The 26,588-nt window shown below is 30.6% G+C and carries 28 protein-coding genes and 1 tRNA gene; 18 read left to right on the top strand and 11 right to left on the bottom strand.

The genetic code is table 11. The features are described from left to right. Positions 1-199, bottom strand: a 199-nt coding sequence (locus N5D03_RS07535; protein ID WP_280051296.1) for an IS3 family transposase, incomplete at its 3' end; no start/stop codon positions are given. 149 nt (positions 200-348) lie between these two features. After that, positions 349-615 (bottom strand): transposase, encoded by a 267-nt coding sequence (locus N5D03_RS07540; RefSeq protein ID WP_038336637.1) that lies wholly within the window; start codon positions 613-615, stop codon positions 349-351. 112 nt (positions 616-727) lie between these two features. Here N5D03_RS07540 and N5D03_RS07545 point away from each other — a divergent pair, with 112 nt between their 5' ends. From N5D03_RS07545 to drt3b, 5 genes are all read left to right on the top strand, one after another. Beyond that, on the top strand, positions 728-1,360 hold the full coding sequence (locus tag N5D03_RS07545) for a hypothetical protein (RefSeq protein WP_280051297.1): 633 nt from the start codon (positions 728-730) through the stop codon (positions 1,358-1,360). A 92-nt stretch (positions 1,361-1,452) separates the two neighbouring features. After that, the gene (locus N5D03_RS07550; RefSeq protein ID WP_280051298.1) at positions 1,453-4,632 is read left to right on the top strand and encodes a type ISP restriction/modification enzyme; all 3,180 of its coding nucleotides are present in this window, start codon (positions 1,453-1,455) and stop codon (positions 4,630-4,632) included. 3 nt (positions 4,633-4,635) lie between these two features. Then, positions 4,636-5,433, top strand: a complete 798-nt coding sequence (locus N5D03_RS07555; protein ID WP_280051299.1) for a hypothetical protein — start codon at positions 4,636-4,638, stop codon at positions 5,431-5,433. 1 nt (position 5,434) lies between these two features. Next, positions 5,435-6,919, top strand: a complete 1,485-nt coding sequence (gene drt3a, locus N5D03_RS07560; protein WP_280051300.1) for an antiviral reverse transcriptase Drt3a — start codon at positions 5,435-5,437, stop codon at positions 6,917-6,919. Beyond that, positions 6,916-9,216 (top strand): antiviral reverse transcriptase Drt3b, encoded by a 2,301-nt coding sequence (drt3b, locus tag N5D03_RS07565; RefSeq protein ID WP_280051301.1) that lies wholly within the window; start codon positions 6,916-6,918, stop codon positions 9,214-9,216. Before drt3a ends, drt3b begins: the two co-directional genes overlap by 4 nt. 219 nt (positions 9,217-9,435) lie before the next feature. Here the strand turns inward: drt3b and N5D03_RS07570 are convergent. Continuing rightward, positions 9,436-9,509 (bottom strand) — tRNA-Ile (locus N5D03_RS07570). 76 nt (positions 9,510-9,585) lie between these two features. Further along, positions 9,586-9,984: a methylmalonyl-CoA epimerase gene (mce, locus tag N5D03_RS07575; RefSeq protein ID WP_219034454.1), complete on the bottom strand. Its 399-nt coding sequence runs from the start codon at positions 9,982-9,984 to the stop codon at positions 9,586-9,588. Positions 9,985-10,062: 78 nt separating this feature from the next. Here mce and N5D03_RS07580 point away from each other — a divergent pair, with 78 nt between their 5' ends. Together N5D03_RS07580 and N5D03_RS07585 are read left to right on the top strand one after the other, a co-directional pair. Beyond that, positions 10,063-10,815 carry a tetratricopeptide repeat protein gene (locus N5D03_RS07580; RefSeq protein WP_038337013.1) on the top strand — a complete coding sequence of 251 codons (753 nt, stop codon included), beginning with the start codon at positions 10,063-10,065 and terminating at the stop codon, positions 10,813-10,815. Between the two features lie 115 nt (positions 10,816-10,930). Continuing rightward, positions 10,931-11,269 carry a hypothetical protein gene (locus tag N5D03_RS07585; protein WP_114999401.1) on the top strand — a complete coding sequence of 113 codons (339 nt, stop codon included), beginning with the start codon at positions 10,931-10,933 and terminating at the stop codon, positions 11,267-11,269. A 48-nt stretch (positions 11,270-11,317) separates the two neighbouring features. Here the strand turns inward: N5D03_RS07585 and N5D03_RS07590 are convergent, their stop codons facing one another. From N5D03_RS07590 to N5D03_RS07610, 5 genes are all read right to left on the bottom strand, one after another. Further along, positions 11,318-11,698, bottom strand: coding sequence for a hypothetical protein (locus N5D03_RS07590; protein WP_280038239.1), 381 nt, complete (start codon positions 11,696-11,698; stop codon positions 11,318-11,320). Positions 11,699-11,948: 250 nt separating this feature from the next. Beyond that, positions 11,949-12,821 (bottom strand): hypothetical protein, encoded by an 873-nt coding sequence (locus N5D03_RS07595; RefSeq protein ID WP_280051302.1) that lies wholly within the window; start codon positions 12,819-12,821, stop codon positions 11,949-11,951. Between the two features lie 76 nt (positions 12,822-12,897). After that, positions 12,898-13,920, bottom strand: coding sequence for an AMP-binding protein (locus N5D03_RS07600; protein WP_280051303.1), 1,023 nt, complete (start codon positions 13,918-13,920; stop codon positions 12,898-12,900). 1 nt (position 13,921) lies between these two features. Then, positions 13,922-14,533, bottom strand: a complete 612-nt coding sequence (locus N5D03_RS07605; protein ID WP_221855293.1) for a DUF1684 domain-containing protein — start codon at positions 14,531-14,533, stop codon at positions 13,922-13,924. Then, positions 14,530-15,567 carry an o-succinylbenzoate synthase gene (locus N5D03_RS07610; protein WP_280051304.1) on the bottom strand — a complete coding sequence of 346 codons (1,038 nt, stop codon included), beginning with the start codon at positions 15,565-15,567 and terminating at the stop codon, positions 14,530-14,532. The genes N5D03_RS07605 and N5D03_RS07610 overlap by 4 nt, the downstream gene beginning before the upstream one ends. 148 nt (positions 15,568-15,715) lie before the next feature. Here N5D03_RS07610 and N5D03_RS07615 point away from each other — a divergent pair, with 148 nt between their 5' ends. The 11 genes from N5D03_RS07615 (at position 15,716) to N5D03_RS07665 (ending at position 24,216) form a co-directional block, all read left to right on the top strand. Beyond that, the gene (locus N5D03_RS07615; RefSeq protein WP_280049698.1) at positions 15,716-16,168 is read left to right on the top strand and encodes a hemerythrin domain-containing protein; all 453 of its coding nucleotides are present in this window, start codon (positions 15,716-15,718) and stop codon (positions 16,166-16,168) included. Between the two features lie 104 nt (positions 16,169-16,272). Further along, a complete protein-coding gene (locus tag N5D03_RS07620; protein WP_280049699.1) occupies positions 16,273-16,713 on the top strand; it encodes an Rrf2 family transcriptional regulator in 441 nt (146 codons plus the stop codon). Positions 16,714-16,769: 56 nt separating this feature from the next. Further along, complete coding sequence (locus N5D03_RS07625) at positions 16,770-17,222, top strand: hypothetical protein (RefSeq protein ID WP_280049700.1); 453 nt, start codon at positions 16,770-16,772, stop codon at positions 17,220-17,222. Then, the gene (locus N5D03_RS07630; protein WP_280051305.1) at positions 17,203-17,982 is read left to right on the top strand and encodes a methyltransferase domain-containing protein; all 780 of its coding nucleotides are present in this window, start codon (positions 17,203-17,205) and stop codon (positions 17,980-17,982) included. The genes N5D03_RS07625 and N5D03_RS07630 overlap by 20 nt, the downstream gene beginning before the upstream one ends. Positions 17,983-17,994: 12 nt before the next feature. Then, positions 17,995-19,029, top strand: coding sequence for a copper-containing nitrite reductase (gene nirK / locus N5D03_RS07635; protein ID WP_280049702.1), 1,035 nt, complete (start codon positions 17,995-17,997; stop codon positions 19,027-19,029). Between the two features lie 20 nt (positions 19,030-19,049). Then, the gene (locus N5D03_RS07640) at positions 19,050-19,865 is read left to right on the top strand and encodes a formylglycine-generating enzyme family protein (protein WP_280049703.1); all 816 of its coding nucleotides are present in this window, start codon (positions 19,050-19,052) and stop codon (positions 19,863-19,865) included. A gap of 18 nt (positions 19,866-19,883) precedes the next feature. Beyond that, positions 19,884-20,450, top strand: coding sequence for an SCO family protein (locus N5D03_RS07645; RefSeq protein ID WP_280049704.1), 567 nt, complete (start codon positions 19,884-19,886; stop codon positions 20,448-20,450). Between the two features lie 20 nt (positions 20,451-20,470). Further along, positions 20,471-20,881 (top strand): c-type cytochrome, encoded by a 411-nt coding sequence (locus N5D03_RS07650; protein ID WP_280049705.1) that lies wholly within the window; start codon positions 20,471-20,473, stop codon positions 20,879-20,881. Positions 20,882-20,959: 78 nt separating this feature from the next. Then, a complete protein-coding gene (gene ric / locus N5D03_RS07655) occupies positions 20,960-21,676 on the top strand; it encodes an iron-sulfur cluster repair di-iron protein (protein WP_280051307.1) in 717 nt (238 codons plus the stop codon). A gap of 132 nt (positions 21,677-21,808) precedes the next feature. Continuing rightward, complete coding sequence (locus tag N5D03_RS07660; protein ID WP_280051308.1) at positions 21,809-22,399, top strand: hypothetical protein; 591 nt, start codon at positions 21,809-21,811, stop codon at positions 22,397-22,399. Between the two features lie 65 nt (positions 22,400-22,464). After that, the gene (locus N5D03_RS07665; RefSeq protein ID WP_280051309.1) at positions 22,465-24,216 is read left to right on the top strand and encodes an outer membrane beta-barrel family protein; all 1,752 of its coding nucleotides are present in this window, start codon (positions 22,465-22,467) and stop codon (positions 24,214-24,216) included. A gap of 460 nt (positions 24,217-24,676) precedes the next feature. Here N5D03_RS07665 and N5D03_RS07670 read toward each other — a convergent pair whose 3' ends face one another. Then, positions 24,677-25,336, bottom strand: coding sequence for a YggS family pyridoxal phosphate-dependent enzyme (locus N5D03_RS07670; protein WP_280035881.1), 660 nt, complete (start codon positions 25,334-25,336; stop codon positions 24,677-24,679). Between the two features lie 3 nt (positions 25,337-25,339). After that, complete coding sequence (locus tag N5D03_RS07675) at positions 25,340-26,587, bottom strand: DUF1015 domain-containing protein (RefSeq protein WP_280051310.1); 1,248 nt, start codon at positions 26,585-26,587, stop codon at positions 25,340-25,342. Position 26,588 lies beyond the last annotated feature (1 nt).

Consider the following 26,588-nt stretch of genomic DNA (forward strand, 5'->3'; position numbering starts at 1 on the left):
TATTTGGATAAATCGGACGTAAAAGCGGCTCTTTAATCCTTGCAGGAAGTCTTTTTTTACGTTTATTACGTAGGTTAAGTTTCATCGAAGTGTAAATTCGATAAACTCGTTTATGGTTCCAAGTAAAGCCTAAATTTCGTAAACGATAATGCATCATCCAAAAGCCCCAAGTTTGATGCTCGTTGGATAGTGCTATCAATTGAAAACGTATTTTATCATCCTCATCTTTACGTACTTTTTGATAATAAAAAACGGATGTTCTTAAGCTAAATAGACGACAAGCCCTGCGAGAACTTAGCTGATGTTTTTCTTTTGAATACAACACCAACTCTCGTTTTTCACAAGGCGTTATAGCTTTTTTTCGATAACATCTTTTAAAACTACGTTTTCCAAAGTAAGCTCTGCTACAATTTTTTTATATTGGGACAATTGCTTCTCTAGTTCTTTTAATTGAGCTAATTGATGGGCTTCCATTCCGCCATATTTACTCTTCCATTTATAAAAAGTGGGTTGACTTATTCCATGTTCACGACAAATTTCATTGACTGTTTTGCCTTGATTTTGTTCTGATAAGATCTTGACGATCTGAACTTCTGTAAAATTGCTTTGTTTCATAATTATCCCTAAGTTAATAAACTATATTTTTAAACGGTCCGGTTTTTAGGGAAGATTACACACTATTGGGAAAATAAAAAATTTTAGTGACATATATTATAAAGGTAACTTAATGGAATTTAAATCTTTTATAATAAATAAATTAAACAATTCTTCTTATAATTCATCCATTGTTTATTATTGTAAGATGGTAGATAAAAATATCAATGAAAATGAATTTTATAATAAAGACGAATTTTATAATGTAATTATTAATTTTTTTGAAAATTTAATTAAAAATAATGAAAATATTAACTCAGATTTTTGGGAATTATTTCATAATTGTTATTTCGAAAGATGGAAAACTATAGAAAATAGACATTTTAAAGAAAAATTTATTCATCCAAAAGCAATTGAAATATTTAAAGAATTTATGAAAAAAGACCTTGATAGTATTTTAGTAGGTTTTGTAAATACACAAAGTTTTTATTATGATGAAAAAAATGATAACAAAATTGGTATTTCTAAAGAAATACCTAAAATTTTTGGTAGTTATAATGAGTTAAAAAAATTGTTACAATCTAAATCTTTTTATACACAATTAAAAAATCCATCATTTTTTAGAATCGATTTTATTGATTTCATGAACAAATTAGGTGATTTAGATAATAATAAAGAGTTAATGATTGAAGATAATAAAATCAACATTGATTTTCCTCCATTAATAGAAAAACTAGAAAATTCGAAGTATAGAAAAAACTTTTAAGAATATATTTATTCAACACTATTTTAACGCATTTTAATTCTTTTTAAATTAAACTAAAATATTGTAATTTTAGAAATCTATTAAAACTTAAAATGACAACCCAACAATACTTAGAAAATTTAAACCGACTTTATCAAACAGGAAATGCTCGAGAACATTCATACAGAGGAGATTTACAAACTTTATTAAATACAATTTTACCTGATATTTTAGTAACAAATGAACCTGCAAGAGTTGAATGTGGCGCTCCTGACTACGTTTTAACAAAAGGAAAAGCAAATATACCTATTGGCTATATCGAAGCTAAGGATATTGGCGTAAAGCTAGATTCAAAAACATTAAAAGAACAATTCGATAGATACCGTAATGGATTATCTAATCTTATTATTACAGATTATTTACAGTTTGATTTTTACAGAGATGGTGAAAAAACGACAAGCGTAACAATTGCAGAAATTATTGATGGAAAAATAATTTCGAAACCTGAAAATTTTAATGTGTTTGAAAATCTAATTAAAGATTTTTCTCAAACCATTTCTCAAACGATTAAAAGTCCTCAACGTTTAGCCGAATTATTAGCTGGTAAAGCACGTTTAATGGCAGATGTGATTGAGAAATCATTGGATGCTGATGACGAGCAAAATATTACTTCTGAATTGAAAAATCAGATGAATACTTTCAAGAGAATGTTGATTCACGACATTAACAACAAGTCTTTTGCCGATATATACGCTCAAACAATTGCTTACGGAATGTTTGCTGCCCGATATAATGATCCAACTTTAGAAACCTTTTCTCGAATAGAAGCGGCTAATCTTATTCCTAAATCGAATCCATTTTTACGCAAACTTTTTCAAGATATTGCAGGATTCGATTTAGATGATCGTTTAGTTTGGATTGTAGAAGAATTGGTTTCAATTTTCTTGGCAACCGATGTGGCAAAGATCATGAAGAATTTTGGAAAATCTACCAAGATGGAAGATCCGATCATTCACTTCTACGAAACATTTTTATCAGAATATGATAGCAAATTGCGTAAAGCGCGCGGGGTATGGTACACGCCTCAACCAGTAGTTAATTTCATTGTGCGTGCAGTCGATGATATTCTGAAAGACGAATTTGGATTATCTCGTGGTTTAGCTGACACGTCTAAAACTAAAATCAAAGTAAATACACAAAATGCCGACAAACGTTCTGCTACAGGATATAAACAAGAAGAAAGAGAAATACACCGTGTACAAATCTTAGATCCTGCAACGGGTACAGGTACTTTCTTAGCCGAAACGGTAAAGCACATCCATTCTAAATTTAAAGGAATGGAAGGTATGTGGCCTAAATATGTAAAAGAAGATTTAATTCCTCGTTTAAATGGTTTCGAGTTGTTAATGGCATCTTATGCAATGGCTCACTTAAAAATGGATATGTTGTTGCAAGAAACTGGCTATAAAAGTACAGACGACCAACGTTTCCGTATTTTCTTAACCAACTCTTTAGAAGAAGCGCACCCAGATTCAGGGACTTTATTCAGTTCTTGGCTTTCGGATGAAAGCACACAAGCTAATGCCGTAAAACGAGATACTCCTGTAATGGTTGTTATTGGTAATCCGCCTTATAGTGGGGAATCTGCTAATAAGGGAAAATGGATCATGGACTTAATGGAAGATTATAAGAAAGAACCAGGAGGTAAAGAAAAATTAAAAGAACGTAATCCAAAATGGATTAACGATGACTATGTTAAGTTTATACGTTTTGCACAATACTTCATTAATAAAAATGGTAATGGTGTAATGGCTTTTATCAATCCTCATGGTTTCTTAGATAACCCTACGTTTAGAGGGATGAGATGGAATTTATTAAACGAATTTGATAAAATCTATACGATTGATTTACACGGAAATTCTAAAAAGAAAGAAACAGCTCCTGATGGTTCAGTCGATCAAAATGTATTCGATATCATGCAAGGTGTATCAATTAACCTATTTGTAAAAACAGGACACAAAAAAGCCAACGAATTAGGTCAAGTTTTCCATTATGATTTATTTGGAAAGCGTGAGTTGAAATATAATTTTTTAAATAATAATTCAATTAATTCGATTGATTTTAATTTTTTAGAAAATATTGCACCAAATTATTTTATGGTACAAAAAGATTTTGGTGTACAAGTTATTTATGACAAAGGGTTTAAAATAAATGAATTATTTCTTTTAAATAATGTAGGAATTGTTACATCAAGGGATTCATTAGTTATAGATTCTAATAAAAATTCATTAGCAAATCGAATTAACGATTTCTTCCATTTAAATATTAATGATTTAAAATTAAAATATAGTGTAAAAGAAAATTCAACATGGAAAATACAACAGACAAAAGATAATGCAAAATGTTTCAATGATAAATACATATATTCAATATCCTACAGACCGTTTGATAGTAAGTATATTTATTATAATGAAAATTTTATTGAAAGAAGTAGAAAAGAAATAGCAAAACATATTATTGATAAAAAACAAATTTCATTAGTAATAAGTAAACAATGTGTTAGTGATTGGAGATATATATTCATTAGCAAAACTATTGGTGAATTCAATCTAACAGGAACGGCTGGTAGACTTGGTTCAGGATATTATTTTCCTCTATACATTTACAATGATTCTAGTCAAACAAGTTTAGAAGATACCTCAGAACGCACACCAAACTTAAACCTAGAAATAGTAAATAAAATAGCTGATAAATTAGGATTATATTTTTCTGCTGAAAAGCCAGATTATGCTACACAAAAAGAGGAAACTAACCAATTTTATCCAATAGATCTATTAGATTATATTTACGCTGTATTGCATTCGCCAAAGTATAGAGAAACATACAAAGAGTTCCTTAAAATCGATTTCCCTCGTGTACCATACCCAACAGATCAAAAACAATTTTGGGATTTAGTAGCATTAGGAAAACAAATCCGTGAAATTCATTTATTAGAATCGCCCAAAGTTGATGATTTTATTTCTTCATACCCAGTAGAAGGAACTAACATTGTTGGTAAACCTAAATACGCAGAGGGTAAAGTATATATCAACGATACACAATACTTTGATAACGTGCCAGAAGTCGCTTGGAATTTCTACATCGGAGGATATCAACCTGCTCAAAAATGGTTAAAAGACCGCAAAGACATTGAATTAGGTTTCGAAGATATTATGCACTACAATAAAATTATTGTTGCCCTTTCAGAAACAGATCGTTTGATGAAAGAAATTGATAATGTTTTAGAGATATAAATTATGGTTGAAATAGAAAAAGTTAATCACTATACAAGTATTGATTCATTAGAAAAAATATTAGAGAGTAAAAAAATATTATTCAAAAGGTTTGATTTAATGGATGATCAAACTGAAAATGAAGGAGTACCAGAAATCATAAAAAAGAATTTTTTTATTTCTTGTTGGTCTAAAGAATCAAGAGAAATGATTCCTCAATGGGCTATGTACGCTCCTAAAGGAATTAGAATAGAATTACCCAAAAAATGGTTTAAAAAGGATAATCCTGTAAATAATGAAGGAGTTCAAATGCCCGATATTAAAGAATTTTTAGGAGAAAATCATCCAGCTGCAAATATGTTTTTTCCTTTACCATGGAATGAACTAATTAACAAAGACTTTATGATTACTCCACCTTTTGATTCGGATAGCGGATTTATAACTGAGGTTAGTTATTGTAAGGATTATAAAGAAAAGAAAGAAGAAAATTGGTGGTATGATGATCTAGATAAAACATATCACATTAAAAAATTATCTTTAGATTGTTTTGTTAAGTATAAAGATGAATATTGGGATTTTCAAAATGAAATAAGATATTATTTACATGTTATAAATAGACCTAATTCAGTTTTACCTGAATTTATTTTAGCTCCAATTAGCTCAGAATCATTAGCTCAAATAAAAATCACTTTATACCCTAATTGCACAAAAGAAGATGAATTAAAAGTTATTGAAATTTGTGAAAAACATTTAGATATTTTTAATCCTGAAATTCAGATTAGAAGAAGTGATTTAGACGGAAAATATAAATCAAAAAATTAATATGTTAGACCAATCATTTTCATCTAAATCATTTCAAGAAATTTTCGACAAAGAGAATCGAAAAGGAATTAATGTTGAGGAAAAATACAAAGACGATTTTGTTGATTCTTTGGCAAAAGTTGGCGAACTAAAAAACCTTAGAAAACAGATACAGCAAGAAAGGGATTTTGATAGGAAGAAAATACTTTATGCTGATAAGAAAAGATTAAAAAAGGAAAGAGATACGATAGTTACAGAAGTACTGGACGAAGTAACTGACGGAATTAACAATCATATTATTAATTTGGTTTTGGGTGGAAATTATGGTGAACAGAGCTATATGTTTGAACATAACATTCAGAACTTCTTTATTTCTAAAAAGATTCAAGACAATATAAACAGAACATATAATGTAAAACAATCGTCAAGATATGCAATATTAAGTGAGTTATTAAACCTTTTAGAAGACAACTTTCCCAAATATGTTATCCGTACCGATATAAAAAGTTTTTACGAATCAATTCCTCAAAAGAAATTATTGGATAAAATCAATAATGATTATTTGTTAAGCATAAAGACGAAAAAATTTATAAGTCAGATTTTTACAAGCTATAATAATTTAACTGGACAAACAAATCCTGAAACAGCTAAAGGTGTTCCGAGAGGTGTTGGAATTAGTGCCTATTTATCAGAACTCTTTATGAGAAGTATTGATAATAAAATTAGAGAGCTTGATGATTTGGTTTATTATGCAAGATATGTAGATGATATTATTGCCATTTTTATCCCTAAATCAAAAAACATCGATTCAATACAATTAAGAGATTATAAAACAAAACTAACTGATTTAATTACAAGTGAAGGGCTTGCTTTAAATATAAAGAAAACAGATGAATACAATCTTTTAGAGGGGATTTTCAATTTAAGATTTAATGACAATCAACCAAATTATGTCCCTAAAACAATCCAATATTTAGGATATGAAATAGGTAGTATAATTAGGTACAAAAATAATGGAAAAGTAGATAAGCAAGATCTAACTACTAGACTTTCAGAAAACAAAATCAACAAATATTTCGATAAAATAAAATTATCATTTCAACATTTTGAAAAGAAAAAGAAACATAACAGAAAAAATGCTTTTAAATTATTATCTGCCCGAATCAATTATCTCACATCAAATACAAAACTGAGAAATAATAAAGATAAAGTTTTTGTTGGAATCTATTATTCCAATCCATTTTTAAATAGTGATACATCTCTTGAAAAACTACAAACAAGACTCAAATGGAATATTGACAGAGCTGGATTTACAACCGATGAAAAGCAAATAATGCTGAAATATTCTTTTATTGACGGATTTAAGAAGAAAACATTTCAAATATTACCATTAAAAAACAAAAAATATAAGAGCCATAACAGAAAACGGAATAATGTAAATAATCAGAATAATAAAGGAATATTACAATTTGGAATTGCAGAAATCAATTTAATTTGGAAAAGATGAGAAGAAAAAAAGGACATAATATCGGATACAAAAAAGAAAGAGTTGTTCTTTCAGACATATTGCCTTATGAAGTTCCACCATTTTTTTCAAATAGGCATTTCTATAATTTTTTGGTCAAAAACAAGATAGTAATTAATGAAGATAATAGGACAATCCAATTCAAAAAAGACCATACAGGAGTATTAAAAAGATTAATTCAAACTCTTTTTGGAATTGAAAAGAATGTAAATCTCACAAGTGATGCAAACTTTGATTATTTCAAATTTAATGAAAATGCTTTCAAAAAAGTTTTATTAACAATTCCTTTTAAATTCAAGATAACACATAAGGATAATGATTACAGAGAATTGACCGTAATTCATCCAATAAATCAACTTTTCTTAGTAGGGTTTTATGATAAGTATAAAAATACAATTCTTTGCAATACGAAATTAAGCAGATTTTCTTTGAGAAAGCCAAGCAAAGTTTCATCATTAAAATATTATAAAGATAGCACCAACAAAAAGACAAAATCTAAAAATCAAGATATTGAAATAATTGAAACTACAGACAAAGAATATACAAGTTTAAAAACATTCTTTTCATATCAGAAGTATAGTAATATTTATGAGTTTTATGAGTCATATGAATATCAAAGAGCTGAAAAACGATTTGATAATTTAATGAAATTCGATGTTTCAAGATGTTTTGATAGTATTTACACACATACTCTTTCATGGGCATTATCCAATAAAAAAATTGTCAAGGATAATTTAGGAACAAATGAAGATTCATTTGGAGGCAAGTTTGATAAAGTGATGCAACAAATGAATTACAATGAAACAAACGGTATTGTAATTGGTCCAGAGTTTTCAAGAATCTTTGCGGAATTAATCTTGCAAAGAATTGACAAGAATGTTGAAAAAGAATTATACCGAAAAGGCTATAAATACAAAGAGGATTATGATGTTTACAGGTATGTAGATGATTTTTTTGTTTTTTACAATGATGATAAAATTAAGTCAGAAATCTTAAACTTATATAAAATAAAATTACAAGAATACAACTTGTTTTTTAATGATTCAAAAACTAAAATTCTTACTAAACCAATCATCACAAACATTACGGTGGCAAAAGAAGAAATTAGAAAATTGATTGAACATTCAATGATATTTCAGTTTTATGATTCTGAAATAAAAAACCAGATAGGGTTGAAATATTATACAGCTAAAGATATTATTACCAACTACAAAGCTATTTTAGCTAAAACCGAAACAAGTTATAAAGACCTGCAAAATTACTTTTTGGCAATCATTTTTAATAAACTTAAAAGTTTGATAAAGAAAATACAAGATGAACAAGAAACCTTACTTCATTTGTATTCTCAAAAGCGTAAAACCGAAACAGAATTAAATAATACAGGCGAAAAAGATAAATCAAAACATCAAGAGAAATTAGCCGAAATTATTGAAGAAATAAAAGAGCAAGAGAAGAAATTAAAATTATTTTATAATGAATTATTTAATAACATTAATGAAATAATTGAGTTGACATTTTTTATTTATTCTGTTCTTCCAAGAGTAACTTATTCAATAAAGGTTTGCCATATATTATTTAGGATTATTGACTTCATTAAAAATCAAGAACGAACGAAGCAAAGTTATTTAGTTAAAGTTCAAAGTGCAAGAATAGAGGAATTGAAATATATAGCATTTGATTTTGATAAAAAACATAACATTTTCAAAAAAATATATGATGGCATTTTATTGATATTCCAAAAAAGTTTTTCATCTGAATATGCAGAAGTGGAAACTTTATACTTACTGCCAATCATAAATGAATTAGGAGAAAATTATCGATTTGAAGAGGAATTAATAAATAAGCATTTTAGAGTTTTCCAGTTAGATAGCCAAAATAACAAAACTCCAAATACCAGTTTAAACTACTTCACAATTATTTCTTTATTGAACTATATAAATGTAGATTCTAATCAAAAATATAATGAAATTAGAAAAGATATACAGAATATAATTGTCGAAAAATTTAATAACTTTGAAAAGAATAAAGCAGAAGATATTTTCCTTTTGATTGATGTACTTACTTGTCCATACATTGCAAGTACAGATTCGGAAGCGAAAGAATTTAGGCGACAAATTTTAAATAAAATAAGTTTTTTTGATACGCGTACAACAACTAATGCAGAGAAAGATATTATTATTGAAAAAATCACAGGATATACTTCTGATTGGTTTTACAGCTGGAAGGAAAACGATTTAGGAAAAGAACTAAACACTAAGCGAGGGCATAGTGTTTATTAAAATATTTGGGGCAACGTATTCAAGAAATTGAATACACTCTTAAAAGCCATAATTTATAGTTTATTTTGGTAACTATCACACACAAGCCTCGAAAAAACTTTTAGAGTTTTTAAGGGTGAAGGTAGAGTCTTCACCCTATTTTATTTAAACAAACACCCCCTAATTAACCCCCAATAAAAAAATAATCCCGATAAACAGTGTGTTTATCGGGATTTTCTGTGGTCCCACTTGGGCTCGAACCAAGGACTTGCTGATTATGAGTCAGCTACTCTAACCAACTGAGTTATAGGACCAGAGAATTAAGCAATAAAAAGGAAGCTATCACCTAATTCGTTTGCAATATTAAAGCTATTTTTTTGAACTTCAAAATTATTTTACATCTTCGCAAAGCTCTACCAATACGCCATTTGTTGTTTTAGGGTGTAAAAAAACAATACGTTTATTATCTGCTCCCAATTTTGGCGTTTCGTTAATAAAAGTAAACCCTTGATTTTTAAGACGCTCTATTTCGAGTTCGATATCATCTACTCCAAAAGCAATATGGTGAATTCCTTCGCGATTTTTTTCTAAATATTTTTCAATAGCACTATCATTTTTTTCAGAACCGACCAATTCGATCTTCGATTCGCCTACTTCAAAAAAAGAGGTTCTCACACCTTCCGACTCCACTGCTTCTTCTTTGTACGGTGCTTTTCCTAATAATTTTTCGAACAATTCATTCGATAATCCCAAATCTTTTACGGCAATCCCTAAATGTTCTATTTTCATGTGTGTTGTTTTGAGTAAAGATAAACTTTTCTAAAATTTTTTATTTAAAATTTAAAGAGTTTGTTGTAATATTGAACTATGAGTTTTTATGAAGATGGGAGTCAATATCTCCGCAAAGGTCAGTATAGAAAAGCGATTGATTATTTTACATTATCGATTAAGCGTCAAATAGAAGTGGCAAATTCATATTTCGGTCGTGGATTGAGCCAATATTATATGAAACAAAATACAGATGCAATCAAGGATTTTGATAAAGCAATTGAATTAGATGATAAAAATCCAAACTTCTATTTCTACAGAGGAATGGCAAATTTTAATCAATATAATCCAACAAAAGCAGCTGAGAATTTTGATAAAGTGATCGAGATTGATCCGGCAAGTTTTGTAGCTTATCATCAAAAAGGTTATGTATTGATGAATTTGAACAAATACGATGAGGCGATCGAATGTTTCAATAAAGCTTTAGAAATTAATCCAGATTACGAATCATGTTACCACAATCGTGCATTTTGCTACGATCAATTACAACAATTGGATAAAGCAATCGAAGATTATTCGAAAGTAATCGAAATGAAACCACATTTCTTGTCGTATTACAACAGAGGAAATACTTATTTTGTTTTGAATGATTTAGAAAATGCATTGAACGATTTTAATCAATCAATCGAGTTAAATCCAAATCATTTCTTATCATACTACAACAAAGGCGCAATCCTAGAAAAATTTGAGAAACAAGCCGAAGCTGTAGAGGAATACAAAAAAGCATTGCAGTTGAATCCTGAATTTTATTTAGCTGCCGAAAGATTAGCACAATTAGAAAATCAACAATAAAACATAGAAATCGTTTCGAATTGGAACGATTTTTTTTTATGTCTTTTTATTTCTTATCGTAAATCAATGTTAGACCATGCGTTATGTTGTTACTTTGCCTTAAAATTAATCTAATATGCAAGTACAAATCGCCGTTTATGGTAAAAACAAAGAAATTGTAGACACGTTAGAACGCGTGATTAACAAAAATGAAAACTGGAAAGCATTTTGTACCTGCTCACAAGAAGAATTGAAAGGATACGTATCAACAAACAACGTCCAAATAATATTATACAGTAGTGGAATTGGTGCTTCGGAGGTAGAGAAAATGGAGGAATGGATAAGCACTTATTTCCCTACTATAAAGCAAATCCATCATTATGGTGGAGGAAGTGGTTTGTTGAAGTGCGAAATTGATGGTGCTTTGACTGGAATAAAACCTATTAGCAAAGCAAAAATCAATGTTATCCTTTAACATTTTAAGAAAAAAGAGCTTTTCACTTGTAGATGAAAAGCTCTTTTTTTACATATCTTTTATAATCCAATAGTCTCGGGAAATCCCAACATCATTGCGATTAACTTCTATTTCGTCGCAAAAATCTAAAAATAATTCGTCCAAAGTTTTATCAATTTTTGGTGTAGAACCGAACAATTTCGTTAGAATGGGATTGGTTTCGTGCTCCAATAACTTCCCTGTAAACTGCTGAATGTTATTTTCTTTAATGCCAATAAATGTACTTGGCGCAAAAACCATCACCTCATCCGCATCAATCACCAAAAATGTTTTCGATTTTTTGATTAACTGGATCGATTTCTTTTTTTCTTCATCCGTTCCAACTTCTAGACTTTCCAAAAACAACTCGACGTTATCAAAAACTTCTTCCTTATCTTGAACAAATTCCATCTTATAAATTTTAGCAAAATTAAAGTTTTTTTTCTGATTGTTTACTTTTATTCATGTTTCCTATTTATCATTTCAATAGAAAAGTCTTCATCTATTTATGCAAAACTGAAATAAACTCAACTTGACATTATTGTCATTCTAAACCTGTCGAAGAATCTCAGATTATTCTAAACTACTTCAGTCATCTTCAACTCGATTCAAGATCACAACAAAAATATTTCCTTGAGAAAAATGTAGTTGAGTAAAAAAACTAATCTTCTTTCAATAGAATTTCGACTTCTAAATATTCGTGGTAATTTTTGACAAAATCATGGTCAAAATCAATGTCTTCTAAGCGCATTTGAATCCCTTTTTTATCAACATCAATATAATCTAAAATCGTTTGAACATTATAAATTTCAAGATTATGAAACGTCGGATACAACGTAATTTGCTTCAAGGTAAGTGCCATTATAAAGCAATTGATTCCATTAAAATTAACCCCGATATCAGCGAAATTCTTATAAAAAGCAATCAAATTTGTTTTGAGCTGAAGATTATAATTAAAACTTCTCAACTTGAAATTTTTTAAGACCAATCGATTTGTCGTTTTCAAGACAATTTCTTCAGTAATCTGAAGGTTTTTACTCAATAATTCTAAAAGTTGTTTATCCTCAACCAATTGATACAAAATATTCAAATATCGTTTAGCTTCTTCAAAATCAAACAATTCTAAACTCACTAAAATCGATAAGAAAAGAAAACGTTGATTGGTAGGATACACAATTTCAATTTCTTTCAAATACTTTTGCGCTTCATCAAATTTCAATTTATGAATATAATATTCGGCAATGTAGAAATTCGCAGCATACAAGTAATAATCTTCCTTTTTTGCTTCTAAAAGATACAAAATCGATTCTTCGTTGAAGTTTAAATTGCGCTGAACAACTCCTTTCAGAAAAAGTGCTTTTTTATCTTTTGGATATTCGTGAAGCAACTGATTTAATAAATCTTGTGCCTTAATTAATTGCTGAATCGGATTGTGAATAAACGAAAAACTTTTCCAAATTGGATATTGATTTTCATCCATTTTATCATCAAAAATCAAGAAAAAAATATCATTAAAAAGTCGATTGTAATCCACAGTATAAGTTTTAGTAGTGCTAAAATTAAGCTATTTTAGGTAAAATACACGAACAAAATAAAAAAATAGGTCGATCCTAAAACTGTTGTCGTTTTATTTTACCACTTTCCGTTCGAGAAAATGTAGGAATGAAAATAATTTCTTTTGGAACTTGATATTTGGTTAAATCTGCCAAAGAAAAATCCAAGCTCCTCTGCTCTCCTTCCACAACTAAAATTAATTTCTGACCTAATAATTCATCCGTTTTTGAAGTGATATAAAAATCAGAATCAATGAACGGTTTCAGCTTATTTTCTATTTGTTCTGGAAATAATTTTATTCCACCCGAATTAATCACATTATCCGCTCTACCAATCCAGTTAAATTTTCGTGTATCAATCAATTCAACCACATCATTCGTTACAACTTGCAATCCATCATAAGGCGTATCAATCACCAAACAACCTCGCTCATCTTGTGAAATCGTTACCTCATCAAACGCTTCAAAAACTTGTTCTGCATTAGGATATTTTTGATTCGCAACTTGTTTAAACGCAATATGTGTAATCGTCTCCGTCATTGCATATGTTTCGTAGACTTCGTTCTCAAAAGCAAACAATTCTTGTTTCACTTTCTCCGAAAGAGGCGCTCCTCCGATAATTAACTTTTGACATCTTGAAACAAAATCTAACGAATTTTCAACTTGCATAGGCGTTAACGCAACAAAATCAATCGAGGTAAAATTTTGTGAAATTCCACTATTAATTTCATTCAAAGAAATATGAGAAGTTGGTTGCATACAAATCAATTTCAATCCGATTTCTACTGCACGAACCAACATCAATTTTCCAGCAATATAAGTAACAGGCATCACCAATAAAGCCGAATTTCCTTTCTCTAAATGCAAATATTTTCCCGTCATATTCGCACTTTTTCGCATATTTTTTTTGGTTAAAATAATCTCTTTCGGAGTTCCAGTAGACCCCGAAGTATGCGCAATCATCACCTCAGAATCAGAAAACCATTCAACCAAAAAATCTTTTACGGATTGTTCAAATTCGTTGGTAACTTCAATAGCGTTGACATCAAAATTAGGTTGAGAAAAATCTAAATACAACATTCTATTTATGATAACTTACACCTGCATTAATTTCGATATCCAACACATTATTCGCTGGCGGAATGGGACAATTGTAATGTTTGCTATATGCACAATATGGATTATACACTTGATTAAAATCCAACGTAATTTCATTGGCTGTTGTACCTAAATCCTTTGTACTCAAATCCAAATAACGTCCACCTCCATAAGACGTCACGCCGTTTGTTTCGTCCATAAAAGGTAAAAACAAACTGTCTGCATATTTCTCCATAATTGGTGAAGATTGATAAACCGTCAGCGTTTGTTCAACATTATCCAACATGAACGTTACCGTTCCGTATTCTTTGTAATTTTTGATTTTTTTCGCAGAAGTAGGAAACGGAATCACCTTTCCATCTTTGATTGGCGTAAATTTCGCTTTCACTATATATTTTTCGCTGATCGGAAAAAATGTAATGCCTTTGAAATTCGTTTTTTCTTCGTCTACCAATGGCGTCGTTTTAAGATCAGTATAAAAAGTCGCCAATTCGGTTTGATATTTTTGAATTGCAACTAAATCAATTGTTTTTTTTGTCGTTTGACAACTCATTAAAACGATTGTTGCAAAAAATGCGATAATTACTTTATTCATGCTAATTTGTTTCGAAATAAATATTCTCCTCTTAATTCTAATCGACTTGGGAAATTGTTTGTAAACAAACCTCCTGTGCCCAATCCTTGTGGCATTTCTGGGTATAAAATCGCTGTCCATTGTGCAATAGCATTTAAACCGATATTGCTTTCCAAAGCAGACGTTATCCAAAACGGAATTTCGTATGTATCTGCCGCATTAATCCATTCCAACGAACCTCTGATTCCACCAACCAAACTTGGTTTTAGAATAATATATTGCGGTTTGATTTTTTCTAACAATTCGAATTTATCCTCTTGATGAACAATTCCAATTAATTCTTCGTCCAACGCAATTGGTGTCGGTGTTGTAGCACACAATTCCGTCATCAAATCGATTTGTCCAGTTTTGATAGGTTGTTCAATCGAATGTATTTTTAATTCTGCCAATTGTTGTAAGACCACTTTTGCTTCTTCAAACGTAAAACCTCCATTCGCATCTACTCTTAATTCTAATTGATCCGCAGAAAAGTCTTGTCTTAATTGTTGAATAATCTTATGCTCATTTTCCCAATCAACACCGATTTTAATCTTGATACAATTGAAACCTAACGCTAATTTTTCTTGAATTTGTTCGCGCATAAATTCTACCGAACCCATCCAAATTAATCCATTGGTTTGAATTCCGACATCACCAGATGAGAACGATGATTCATACAAATTAGGATTATAACAATCATCGTAATGATCATTGTATCGATTGGCTGACATACTTTGAAACGCTTGCTCCAATCCAAATTGAATCGAAGGCCATTCTCTCAATTGACTCCATAATGTTTCAATTCCTAAATCAATATTCTCGCATGCCCAATGTAATTTTTCTTCATATTCAGGTCGATCATCAAAACTCAACCCTTGGAATAAACCACATTCTCCTACATATTTTTTTCCTTCTTCTATGGTTAATAAATAAGTCAGTTTTTCGGTCAACACTCCGCGTGAAGTACCACTTGCTTGTTTAAAAATCAATTTGTACGGTTCAAAACTTGCTTTCATTCCTCAAAATTAATCAATGTTCAAGAATTTCTCAAATGAAACAGAAGTTCTTTTTAAATTAAACTTTTTCATATAAACTTAACTCATTCAGTGTTTTATTCGAAATATTTTGTAATTTTAATTAATTATTTAACCATAATCAATTACTATGAAACGAAATCAACATATTGTTCTTTTGTCAAAAGATCATCATTTTGGTTTACTGTGCAGTTGGAAAATACAACAAGGTTTAAATAAAAACATTGAACCAGAACGCATGGCAACTTATGTCGATTACTTTTGGAAAAGTCATCTAAAAGAACATTTCAAAGAAGAAGAACAAATTATCTTTCCTTTTTCGGACGAACAACACAATACACAAATTAAGGCAGAACATATCGAAATCGAACGTTTAATTGAATTAATTGCCAAACAACCTGACACAAATTTATTAAGTGATTTTGCAACAAAACTTCATGATCATATCCGATTTGAAGAACGTGCATGGTTTCCATTTTTGGACGAATATATCAATGAAGACGATTTTGCTGCTATTGGATTAAAATTAGAGGAATCACATCAAAAAGTTGAAGACGATTACAACGACGAGTTCTGGAAATAAACCTTCCTTTTAAAACATGATATAAATTATAGTTTTAATAAAACACTTTTTACTCTTTTATTAAATATATAGCGTATATTTGTAGTGTAAAAAAAGATTAAGGAATGTTATCAAAAACTTGTGAATACGCAATTAGGGCGTTGACTTTTATAGCTCAACAAACAAAAGACGGCAACAAGATCAGCATCAAGGATGTTGCAAAAGGAATTGATTCGCCTGAATATTTTATTGCGAAAATTTTACAAGAAATGACCAGAAAAGATTTATTGCAATCGACAAAAGGACCAACAGGCGGTTTTCATTTAAATGAAACCAATTTGAATAATTCATTGGCGAATATTGTAAAAGAATTTGACGGAGATAAAATTTTTAACGGTTGTGCATTAGGTTTAAAACAATGCTCGGAAACAAGTCCTTGTCCATTACACGATCAATTTAAAGGAATAAGAAACAATTTAAAACAATTATTAGAATCGACAACTATTCGAGATTTAGTTGAAAAATTGGAAACAAAAAATGTTTTTTTAAGACTGAATTTTGAATAAAAAAATTTAATTTTAAATCGGATAAATAAGTCTTTTATAAATTTAAAACCGAACTAATGAAAATAAAACATCCTTTTATATTTGCGCTTCTTTTCTTATGGATAGGAATTTTTATCAGCATAAGTTTTATTGAAACGCCTTTAAAATTTCAAGTCACTGGAATGACTTTACCGATTGCATTAGAATTAGGAAAAATCACATTTGGAATTTCAACAATTATTCAATTTGTACTTTTAGGAATTATCCTTCTCCTATTTTTTATCAACCGAAAAGAAATCAACTATCCAATGAAAATTTGTGTCATTATTCTAACGATTATTTTATGTCTTGAAAAATTTTGGATGTTACCTGTTTTGGATGCTCGAGCAGACATTTTAATGACAGGAAAAGGCTTACCTCCTACTCCTTTACACGACTATTTCATTTATGCAGAAAGTTTAAAATTGCTAATGTTAATTGTCTTTTGTGTCACATTAATTACAAAAAAAAATGAGCAAAGATTCTATTGAAAAAATGTCAGGACATTGGGTTTTGGCTAAAGTCGGAAAAAAAGTATTACGCCCTGGAGGGAAACAAATGACCGATAAAATGATCAAATTATTGGATATTAATTCAACGGATCATGTGGTAGAATTTGCGCCAGGATTAGGTTATACAGCAAATATTACACTTCAAAAAAATCCGAAAACCTATATAGGTATTGATTTAGAAGAAGCTATTGTAAAAGACTTAAATCTTAAATTCGGAAATGAGAAAACAACGTTCAAATTAGCTAACGCAGCTCAGACGGAATTGGACAATGAAAGTCAGACAAAAGTTTATGGAGAAGCTATGTTGACAATGCATGCTGATCACCGAAAAAGTGAAATCATACAAGAAGCCTTTCGTATTTTAAAAAATCAAGGCATCTATGCCATTCATGAGTTAGCATTAAAACCAGATCTGATTTCAGAAGAAATCAAAAAAGAGATTCAACGAGAATTGGCTGAAACCATGAAAGTAAATGCACGACCATTAACCATAGAAGAATGGAAAAATAGGTTAATAAATGAAGGATTTGAAATTATCACAATAGAAACTGCAGAAATGCACTTACTAGAACCGTCTCGATTAATCGACGATGAAGGATTTAATGGTTTCATGACTATTGTCAAAAACATTGCAACTCAACCTGAAATTAGAGAGCGTGTAATTAAAATGAAAAAAATATTTAAAAAATACGAAGAGCATCTTTGCGCTACAGTAATTATGGCTAAAAAAACAACTTAACAGATCAAGCACATGAAAAAATTTGTAATCCCTTTTGCAATGGTTTGTTTAGCTTTCGGAATGACAGCTTGTAAACAAACAACAAAATCTACTCAAACTACTGACACTGAAACAATCGCTATTTCGAATGAGGCAGCTGAAGAAGCAAAATTAACTTCTCCACCATTAGTTCCTGAACCAATCGGAGATAGAGCGGCTAAAAAATTAATTGTCCGTTTAGAAACAATCGAAAAAACAGGAGAATTAGCAGATGGTACGCAATATAATTTTTGGACTTTCGGAGGTACAGTTCCTGGTAGTTTTATTCGAGCACGAATTGGGGATGAGATTGAATTTCACCTAAAAAATAATGAAAACAGTGTATTTCCACACAATATTGACCTTCACGCAGTGAATGGTCCTGGAGGTGGAGCTGAAGCATCATTTGTTGCACCAGGTAAAGAAGCTGTATTCAATTTTAAAGCATTAAATCCTGGTTTATATGTTTACCACTGTGCTACTGCTCCAGTTGGAATGCATATCGCAAACGGGATGTATGGTTTAATCCTTATCGAACCAGAAGGTGGTTTACCAAAAGTTGACAAAGAATTCTACATTATGCAAGGAGATTTCTATGTAAAAGGAAACTTTGGCGACAAAGGAATGCAAGAATTTGACATGAATAAAGCTATTGCTGAAACACCTGATTATGTTGTATTCAACGGAAATACTGGAGGATTATTAGGCGACAATGAATTGCAAGCTAATGTTGGCGAAACCGTTCGTTTCTTTGTTGGAAATGGAGGTCCTAACTTAACTTCATCTTTCCACTTAATTGGAGAAATTTTCGATCGCGTATATCCTGAAGGTGGAAGTTTAGTAAACGAAAATGTTCAAACAACACTTATTCCTGCTGGTGGAGCTGCTATTGTAGAGTTCAAAGCTACTGTTCCAGGTGAATATGTAATTGTGGATCATGCTATTTTCAGAGCATTTAATAAAGGTGCTTTAGGAAAAATAAAAGTCAATGGAAATGACAATCCAAAAGTATTTAAGTCAAATAAATAATTAATCTCAGTTCAATTAATATGTACCGTTTAATCGTTATATTAACCGTATTTATTTCACTTTTATCTTGTTCTAAAACGACAACAACAGAACAAAAAAATGAAACCACCACTTTAGCTTTTATCCAAGATGATAAAAAAATGGTGAAAGTTGATGGTGGTTTCTATAAACCGTTTGTTGGAAATCAAGATAGTTTAGTTGAAGTGCAATCGTTTTATATCGATGAAACGGCTGTCACAAATCGCGAGTATATCAAATTTCTAAAGGCAAATCCGCAATGGACAAAAGACCAAGTAAAACGAATTTATGCCGATAGTACTTATTTGAAACATTGGACATCCAATTATGAGATTCCAAAAGGAGTAAGCTTAGATGCGCCTGTCACAAATGTTTCGTGGTTTGCTGCAAAAGCTTATGCCAAAAGTGTAGGAAAACGTTTACCAACAATCGATGAATGGGAATATACTGCACGTGCAGACGAACAAATGAAAGACGCAACAGAAGATCCGGCTTTTACCCAACGTATTCTTCAATTGTATCAAAACAAAATGAGTTATACGAAACCTGTCAAACAGTTTTCACCAAATGCTTGGGGTGTTTATGACCTTTATGGTTTAATTTGGGAATGGACAGATGATTTTAATTCGGTTATGCTTTCTGGTGAATCTAGAAAAGACAATACCGTAAATGAAACGCTTTTTTGTGCTGGTGCTTCGGTTACCTCATCAGATTTGAAAAATTATGCTGCCTTTATTCGTTTCGCTTTAAGAGGTAGTATTGAAGCTAATTACACGGTCAACAATTTAGGATTCCGTTGTGCAAAAGATATTAATTAACCTATAAAATAGAATAAGATGAAAAAAATTCTATTCCTTATGCTTCCACTAATTGTGTTGTTTTCTTGTCAATCAAAAACGGAAACAACCGTAACTGATTCTGAATCGATTTTCAATTTGCAATCCGAATGGCAAACACAAAATGGAAATGAAATCAAATTGGAAGAATTAAAAGGAAAAGTTTTGACTGTAGTGATGATTTATACTTCATGCAAAACGGCTTGTCCGCGATTGACATTGGACATGAAAGACATCGCAACAAAAGTCAATTACAAAGGAAAAGACTTGACTTATGTTTTGGTTTCTATTGATCCTAAAACAGATACACCAGAAAAAATGACCGATTTTCTAAAAAATAATAAAATAGATAATAAACAATGGTTATTTTTGAGAAGCTCTGAAGATAATACACGTGAATTTGCAAATAGCTTGGCAATGAAATACAAACAAATTTCTCCAATCGATTTCTCTCATTCAAACATTATCAGCGTTTTTTCGAAAGAAGGTATTTTAGTTCACCAAAAAGAAGGCTTAGCTATTGACATTGATGAAACGGTGGATGCTATAAAAAAACAACTAAATTAAGAACAATAAAAAATTACGAAATGAAAAAATTAACTTTTATGATGGCCGCTCTTGTTGCGGTGTCGTTCTATTCTTGCAACAAAGCAGAAGACAAAAAATCGACAGATAGCGAAATTGATTATTCAACTGTTGATGTTGGAAAACCAGCTGAAGCACCTCAAGCAGCAGAATTAACAAGTGCTGAAAAAGGAAAAAACTTAGTTGAAAAAGCAGACTGTTTATCTTGTCACACAGTTGACACAAAATTGATTGGACCATCTTATCAAGATGTTGCAGCAAAATATACAGAAGCTGATCGTGATATGTTGGCATCAAAAATTATTGAAGGAGGAAAAGGAAATTGGGGCGATATTCCAATGACACCTCACTCTACAGTAACAAAAGATGAAGCTGGTCAAATGATCGATTATGTTTTATCATTGAAAAAATAATCCCTATAACTCCCCGACATAGGTTGGGGAGTTTTTCAAAAAAATTTAAATTAATAAAGGATATAAAAGTATTTTATTATGAACACTAGAACAGACTTAATAGGAGAAATGGTTGCAGAAGATTTTAGAACTGCTGCAGTTTTCAAAAAATATGGAATTGATTTTTGTTGCCGTGGAGGAAGAACCATCGAAGAAGCCTGTGAAAATAAAACTACAGATGTAAACAAAGTGTATAATGATTTGGAAAATTTACCTTCTCAAACCGAAGCTTCAATTGATTTTAAATCGTGGCCATTGGATTTGCTAAGTGAATATGTTGAAAAAATACATCATGCTTATGTGGAAGAAAAAATACCTGTTTTACTCGCTTTCTTAGACAAATTATGCAAAGTTCATGGTGAAAGACATCCAGTACTTTATGAAATAAACGCTTTATTTAATCAAACAGCTCAAGATTTGAGTGCTCATTTAAAAAAAGAAGAATTAATTCTTTTTCCATTTATCAAAAAAATGACTCATGCAAAGAAAAGAGGAATAGAATTAGAAGTTCCTCATTTTGGTACAGTTGAAAATCCAGTTCACATGATGGAACATGAACATACCGCAGAAGGTGATCGTTTTGCAAGGATTGCAGAACTTACCAATCATTACACTCCACCAGCAGATGCGTGTAACACTTATCGCGTGACCTATGCAATGTTAGAAGAATTCGAGAATGATTTGCATACTCATATTCACATCGAAAACAACATTCTATTTCCAAAATCTATTCAATTAGAAAAAGAACTTAAATAAGTTTATTCACTCCCAATAATCCCCTTATTGGGAGTTTTTGATTCTTTAATTCATTATTATTTAAGATATTTTCACTTATAGTTTTGTAACTTTTTGATGATTGATGCGTCTTATTTGTAAACAACCCTATAAATGAAAAAATATTTTCTTCCAATTATTTGTATTGCATCTGTTCATACTTTTGCTCAACAAGAAATAAAAGGAACTTTTCAATATACCAATCAAGCTCCAATAGCGTTAGCAGATGTAATCATTTTTCAAGGCGAAAAAATTATAGATGAAATTTCTACTGACAAAAATGGGCACTTTACGGTTATTTTAGAAGAAGGAACTTATACGTATAGAATTGAAGAAGCTGGAATTTTACTTCATTCATCCTCTCTCACGATTATGAATCATACGGATTTAGGAATTATTTTAGTTCCTAAAACTGAAAATGTAACCTTAACGGAAGCTGTTGTTACAGGTCAAAAAAAATTAATTGAAAAGAAAGTTGATCGAATCATTTTTAATCCAGAATTAGCCGAAGGCGCAAAAGGAGGAAATGCCTTAGATGCGTTAAAACTTGCACCACGTATAAAAGTTGAAGAAGCTACAGATGCTATTTCGATTATAGGAAAAGGTTCAGTAAGCGTCATGATTAATGACCGATTAATGCAAATGAGCAGTGAACAATTGTCAAATTATCTAAAAACCATTCGAACAGAAGATATCGATAAATAGAAGTTATCACCAATCCACCTTCAAAATACGATGCAACTGGAAATAGTGGAATCATTAATATCGTATTGAAAAATGCAAAACAAGAAAGTTTCAATGGCTCTATTTCAAGTTCTTATAGTCAGCAAAAATATCCAGGTTTTAACTTAAATGGGAATATCAATTACCGAAAAGGAAAATGGACCTTAACCTCGAGTGTTTATAGTGGTGTTGGAAATTGGTACAATGAAAGTGAAAATTCGACTATTTATCCTGATCAGAAATGGTTGACAAACGGAAAAAATAAAAATGAGAACCAGTATTATGGTGGAAGAATTGGTATTGACTACCAACTAAACGATTTATTCATTACAGGATTTAACTTTGACTATTCTGATGGAGATGGGATGAACAAAGGGAATTCCATCACTTCTATTTTTGATTTAACAAATAATACCTTAAACCGATATATGACAACGAATTGGGATGGTGGAAAATGGAATTGGAATTATTTGGGATTAAATTACCATATCATCAAAAAATTCAAAACGGAAGGTAAAAAGTTAACATTCGATTTTGACTATTCGAATAACGGAAACGATAGCAATAACAAAAATATCAGTAACGAATTTGATCCTAATTGGGCAGAAATTCCAGGTAAATACGAAAATAATTACAGCTTAAATGACGGCTCTTCAAACCGATTCAATGCAAGTATCGATATGGAGCATCCTGTTAATTCGTGGAAAATGAATTATGGAACGCGTTTACGTTGGGCAACAGATGAAGCGGAAAATCAACGATTTTTAAAACTTAATCCGAATGATAATTTCCATGAAGATACCGATTTTGCAAGCAAATACAATTACAAAGAGAATGTCTACGCATTGTATTATTCGGTAGAAAAACAATTGAGTGAAAAGCTGACAGGAAAAGTTGGGTTACGCTATGAGCATGCACAAGTGAAAAGCATTATGGAAGATCCGAAAAATAATTACGAAAAAACTTATGACGGCTTATATCCTACCGCTTATTTGATGTATCAATCATCGGAAAATCATTCGTTTACATTAAACTATAGTCGTCGTGTAGATCGTCCATTTATTTGGTATTTAAATCCAAGAAGAACGAAACAAAATGAGTATAATTATTCAGAAGGAAATCCAAATTTGACGCCTTCTAATTCGAATAATTTCGAGTTAGAGCATGCGTATAAAGATTTATTGGTAACAAGTTTGTATTACCGCAATGCGAATGATCTTTTTGAACAAGTAAGCATCATGGATCCTGATACCAAGATTACACTTTCTAAGCCTTATAATATTGGAAAAACATATAGTATTGGATTTAGTGAAAACATCAATGTAAAACCATACAAATGGTGGAAAATAAATGCTTCGGCAGATGTTTATTATCGCAAAACCACAAGTAAAATTCCTGAAATGAATTATACATTAGACGGAATGAATGGGGAATTTAGAATTACAAATAATTTAGATTTAAATAAAAAGAAAACACTTTTTGCTAATTACACTTATTCATATTATACAAAAAGTACAGATGGATTAGACAAATTTGGAGATTTTATGCGTCATAACATTGGTATGAGAGCAATGGTATTTAAAAAGAAATTACAACTTTCGGCAAATATCTCTAACCTTTTCGAAAATAAAAATGGAACTTACACAAGTACGTCTAACAACGTAACAAATATGGGAGTTAATCAAGCTTTCAGAATGTATCGTATTGGAATTAGTTACAATTTCGGAAAACAATTTAATATAGAACGCTCAAAATCTAACCAAGAACAAAGCGGCGGAGGCGGTGGAGGAAATGGTTAAAATTTATTCCTGAATGAATAGAACCTGAACAAATCTGTTCAGGTTTTATTTTTTTATAATGATTATTGATCCAATTCTATCAATAGTTTTTTTAATTTGGATATACTTGTAATATATCTTGATATAAAGATATATTTAAAACCAATAAGAAAATTATTCAAACAGAAAATATACCAATTGCAAATGGACACTACTCACAATGTATAGAATAATGGAATTCTATTTCTGGTCAATTACCAATAGATTGCGAAACCAAAAAAATTCTGTTAACAATTTTAGAGCAAACTAACTTAGTTTTTAAAAATATCGAAACGATATTACATGAAGCTAATAGCGATAAAAACCATGTATTTCTGGTGGAAATGTCAATTTAAACACTTTACCTTTTTAGAAATTGTTGTATAAATAATAAACCCCTAAAACATAAATTTCAGGGGTTTTGTATTGCAATACTATTCTGTTAAATCGAATAATTACGATGTCCAAAGATCGAACTCCCAATGCGAACCATTGTACTGCCTTCTTCTATCGCGATTTGATAATCTCCTGACATTCCCATTGATAAAATAGAAATGTTTTGATAAATAGATTTCAATGAATCAAAGTTAGATTTTAAAGAACGGAATTCTTCATGAATCTGACTTTCATCTTCCGTAAACGTTGCCATTCCCATCAATCCAACTACGCGAACATTTGGTAAATGCTGAATTTCTTCTTGCATTATCTGTTGAATTTCTTCTTCATCCAAGCCAAATTTTGTTTCTTCATCTGCTATAAATTGTTGCAACAACACATCAATTACGCGATTATTTTTTTCGGCTTGTTTGTGAATTTCTTTCAACAATTTTAAACTATCAACACCATGTATCAAATGCACAAAAGGCGCCATATACTTCACTTTGTTGGTTTGCACATGACCAATCATATGCCAACGTATATCCTTTGGAAGAACTTCGTATTTATCGCACATTTCTTGAATCTTGTTTTCACCAAAATCTCGCATTCCAGCCGCATAAGCTTCTTGCAAATCCTCCACAGGTTTTGTCTTAGAAACCGCTACCAATATCACATGAGCAGGAATTGTAGCTTCGATTGTTTTTAAATTTTCTTGAATACTCATTTTTTATTCTTTCAAATCAAATACAGCAAAACCGCTTAATGGTTTTGGTTCGATATATGTACTTTTTGGTGGCATTTTAAGCCCTAAATCCGCAATCAATTGCAAATCCTTCACATCCACTGGATAAAAAGCAAAAGCTGCAATATAATCGTGATGATCAACTTTATTTTTAAGCGCTTCTACTCCTTCTCTATTGCGCGTACCACATTCGTAATGAATGCGTTTATCCTTTTTAGAATCTTGAATATTTAGAATTGGTTTCATCACATTTTCTTCGAAAATATAAGTATCCAATTCGCTTAAACCTTCGGTTGTCAATAAATTATTTTTGACATATAAACTATAATATTGACCATCTAAATACATCACAATATGATGTTTTTTGGTTGGCACAACTAATTCATCACCTTTCGGAATAATTTCAAAATCAGCTTCTAAAGCAGTTAAAAACACTTCTGGAGTTAAGCCGTTTAAATCTTTAATTAATCGATTATAATCATTGATAATCAAATCTTCATTCGAAACTAAAAGTGCTAACGTATAATTAAACGCTTCATCACCATAGACTTCATCTTTCGAATTTTCAATCGCAAATTTTGTGTATCGCTCCGAACTTTCCATACGATGATGTCCATCTGCAATATACAATTCGTCTAATTTTTCGATTGAATCTTTTAATTGTTTTAAATTTAAACGATTATCAACTCTCCACAACAAATGTTGCGTTCCGTTTTCTTCTTCTATTTTCAGAATCGGCTTGCGTTTCATTTCCGTATCAATCAACAAATCTACACGTTGAGCAGGTTTATAGGTCAACAAAACAGGTTCCGCATGGAAATGAGATTCTTTCAAATAATCAGCAAATAATTCCACACGACGCTCCAAAGTTTCTTCGTGCTTTTTTATTTTATTTTGACGATAATCATCAATATTCACCAAGCCTAAAAGTCCTTTTGTTTCGCGTCCATCAGGCTGTATGACTTGATAAATATAAAAAGACGACTTGTCTTGCGTTAATATTTTTTTCGAAATAAAATCCTCAAAATTCTCACGAACTTTTCTGAATTTCTCTTTCGGATCTTGAATCGTTTCGTCCCAAGTTGGCAAAATAATATGCAAAAAAGAGTTTTCTCTGTTATTGATATAATAATCCAATTCTTCTTTCGAATATTGATTAACGGCAAGCGTCACAAATTCTTGAGAAGTTTCTTCTGTAGGTCGAATTCCTTTGAATGGTTTAAATTGAGGCATT

Source organism: Empedobacter sp. GD03861 (assembly GCF_029840885.1).
GTDB lineage: Bacteria > Bacteroidota > Bacteroidia > Flavobacteriales > Weeksellaceae > Empedobacter > Empedobacter falsenii_B.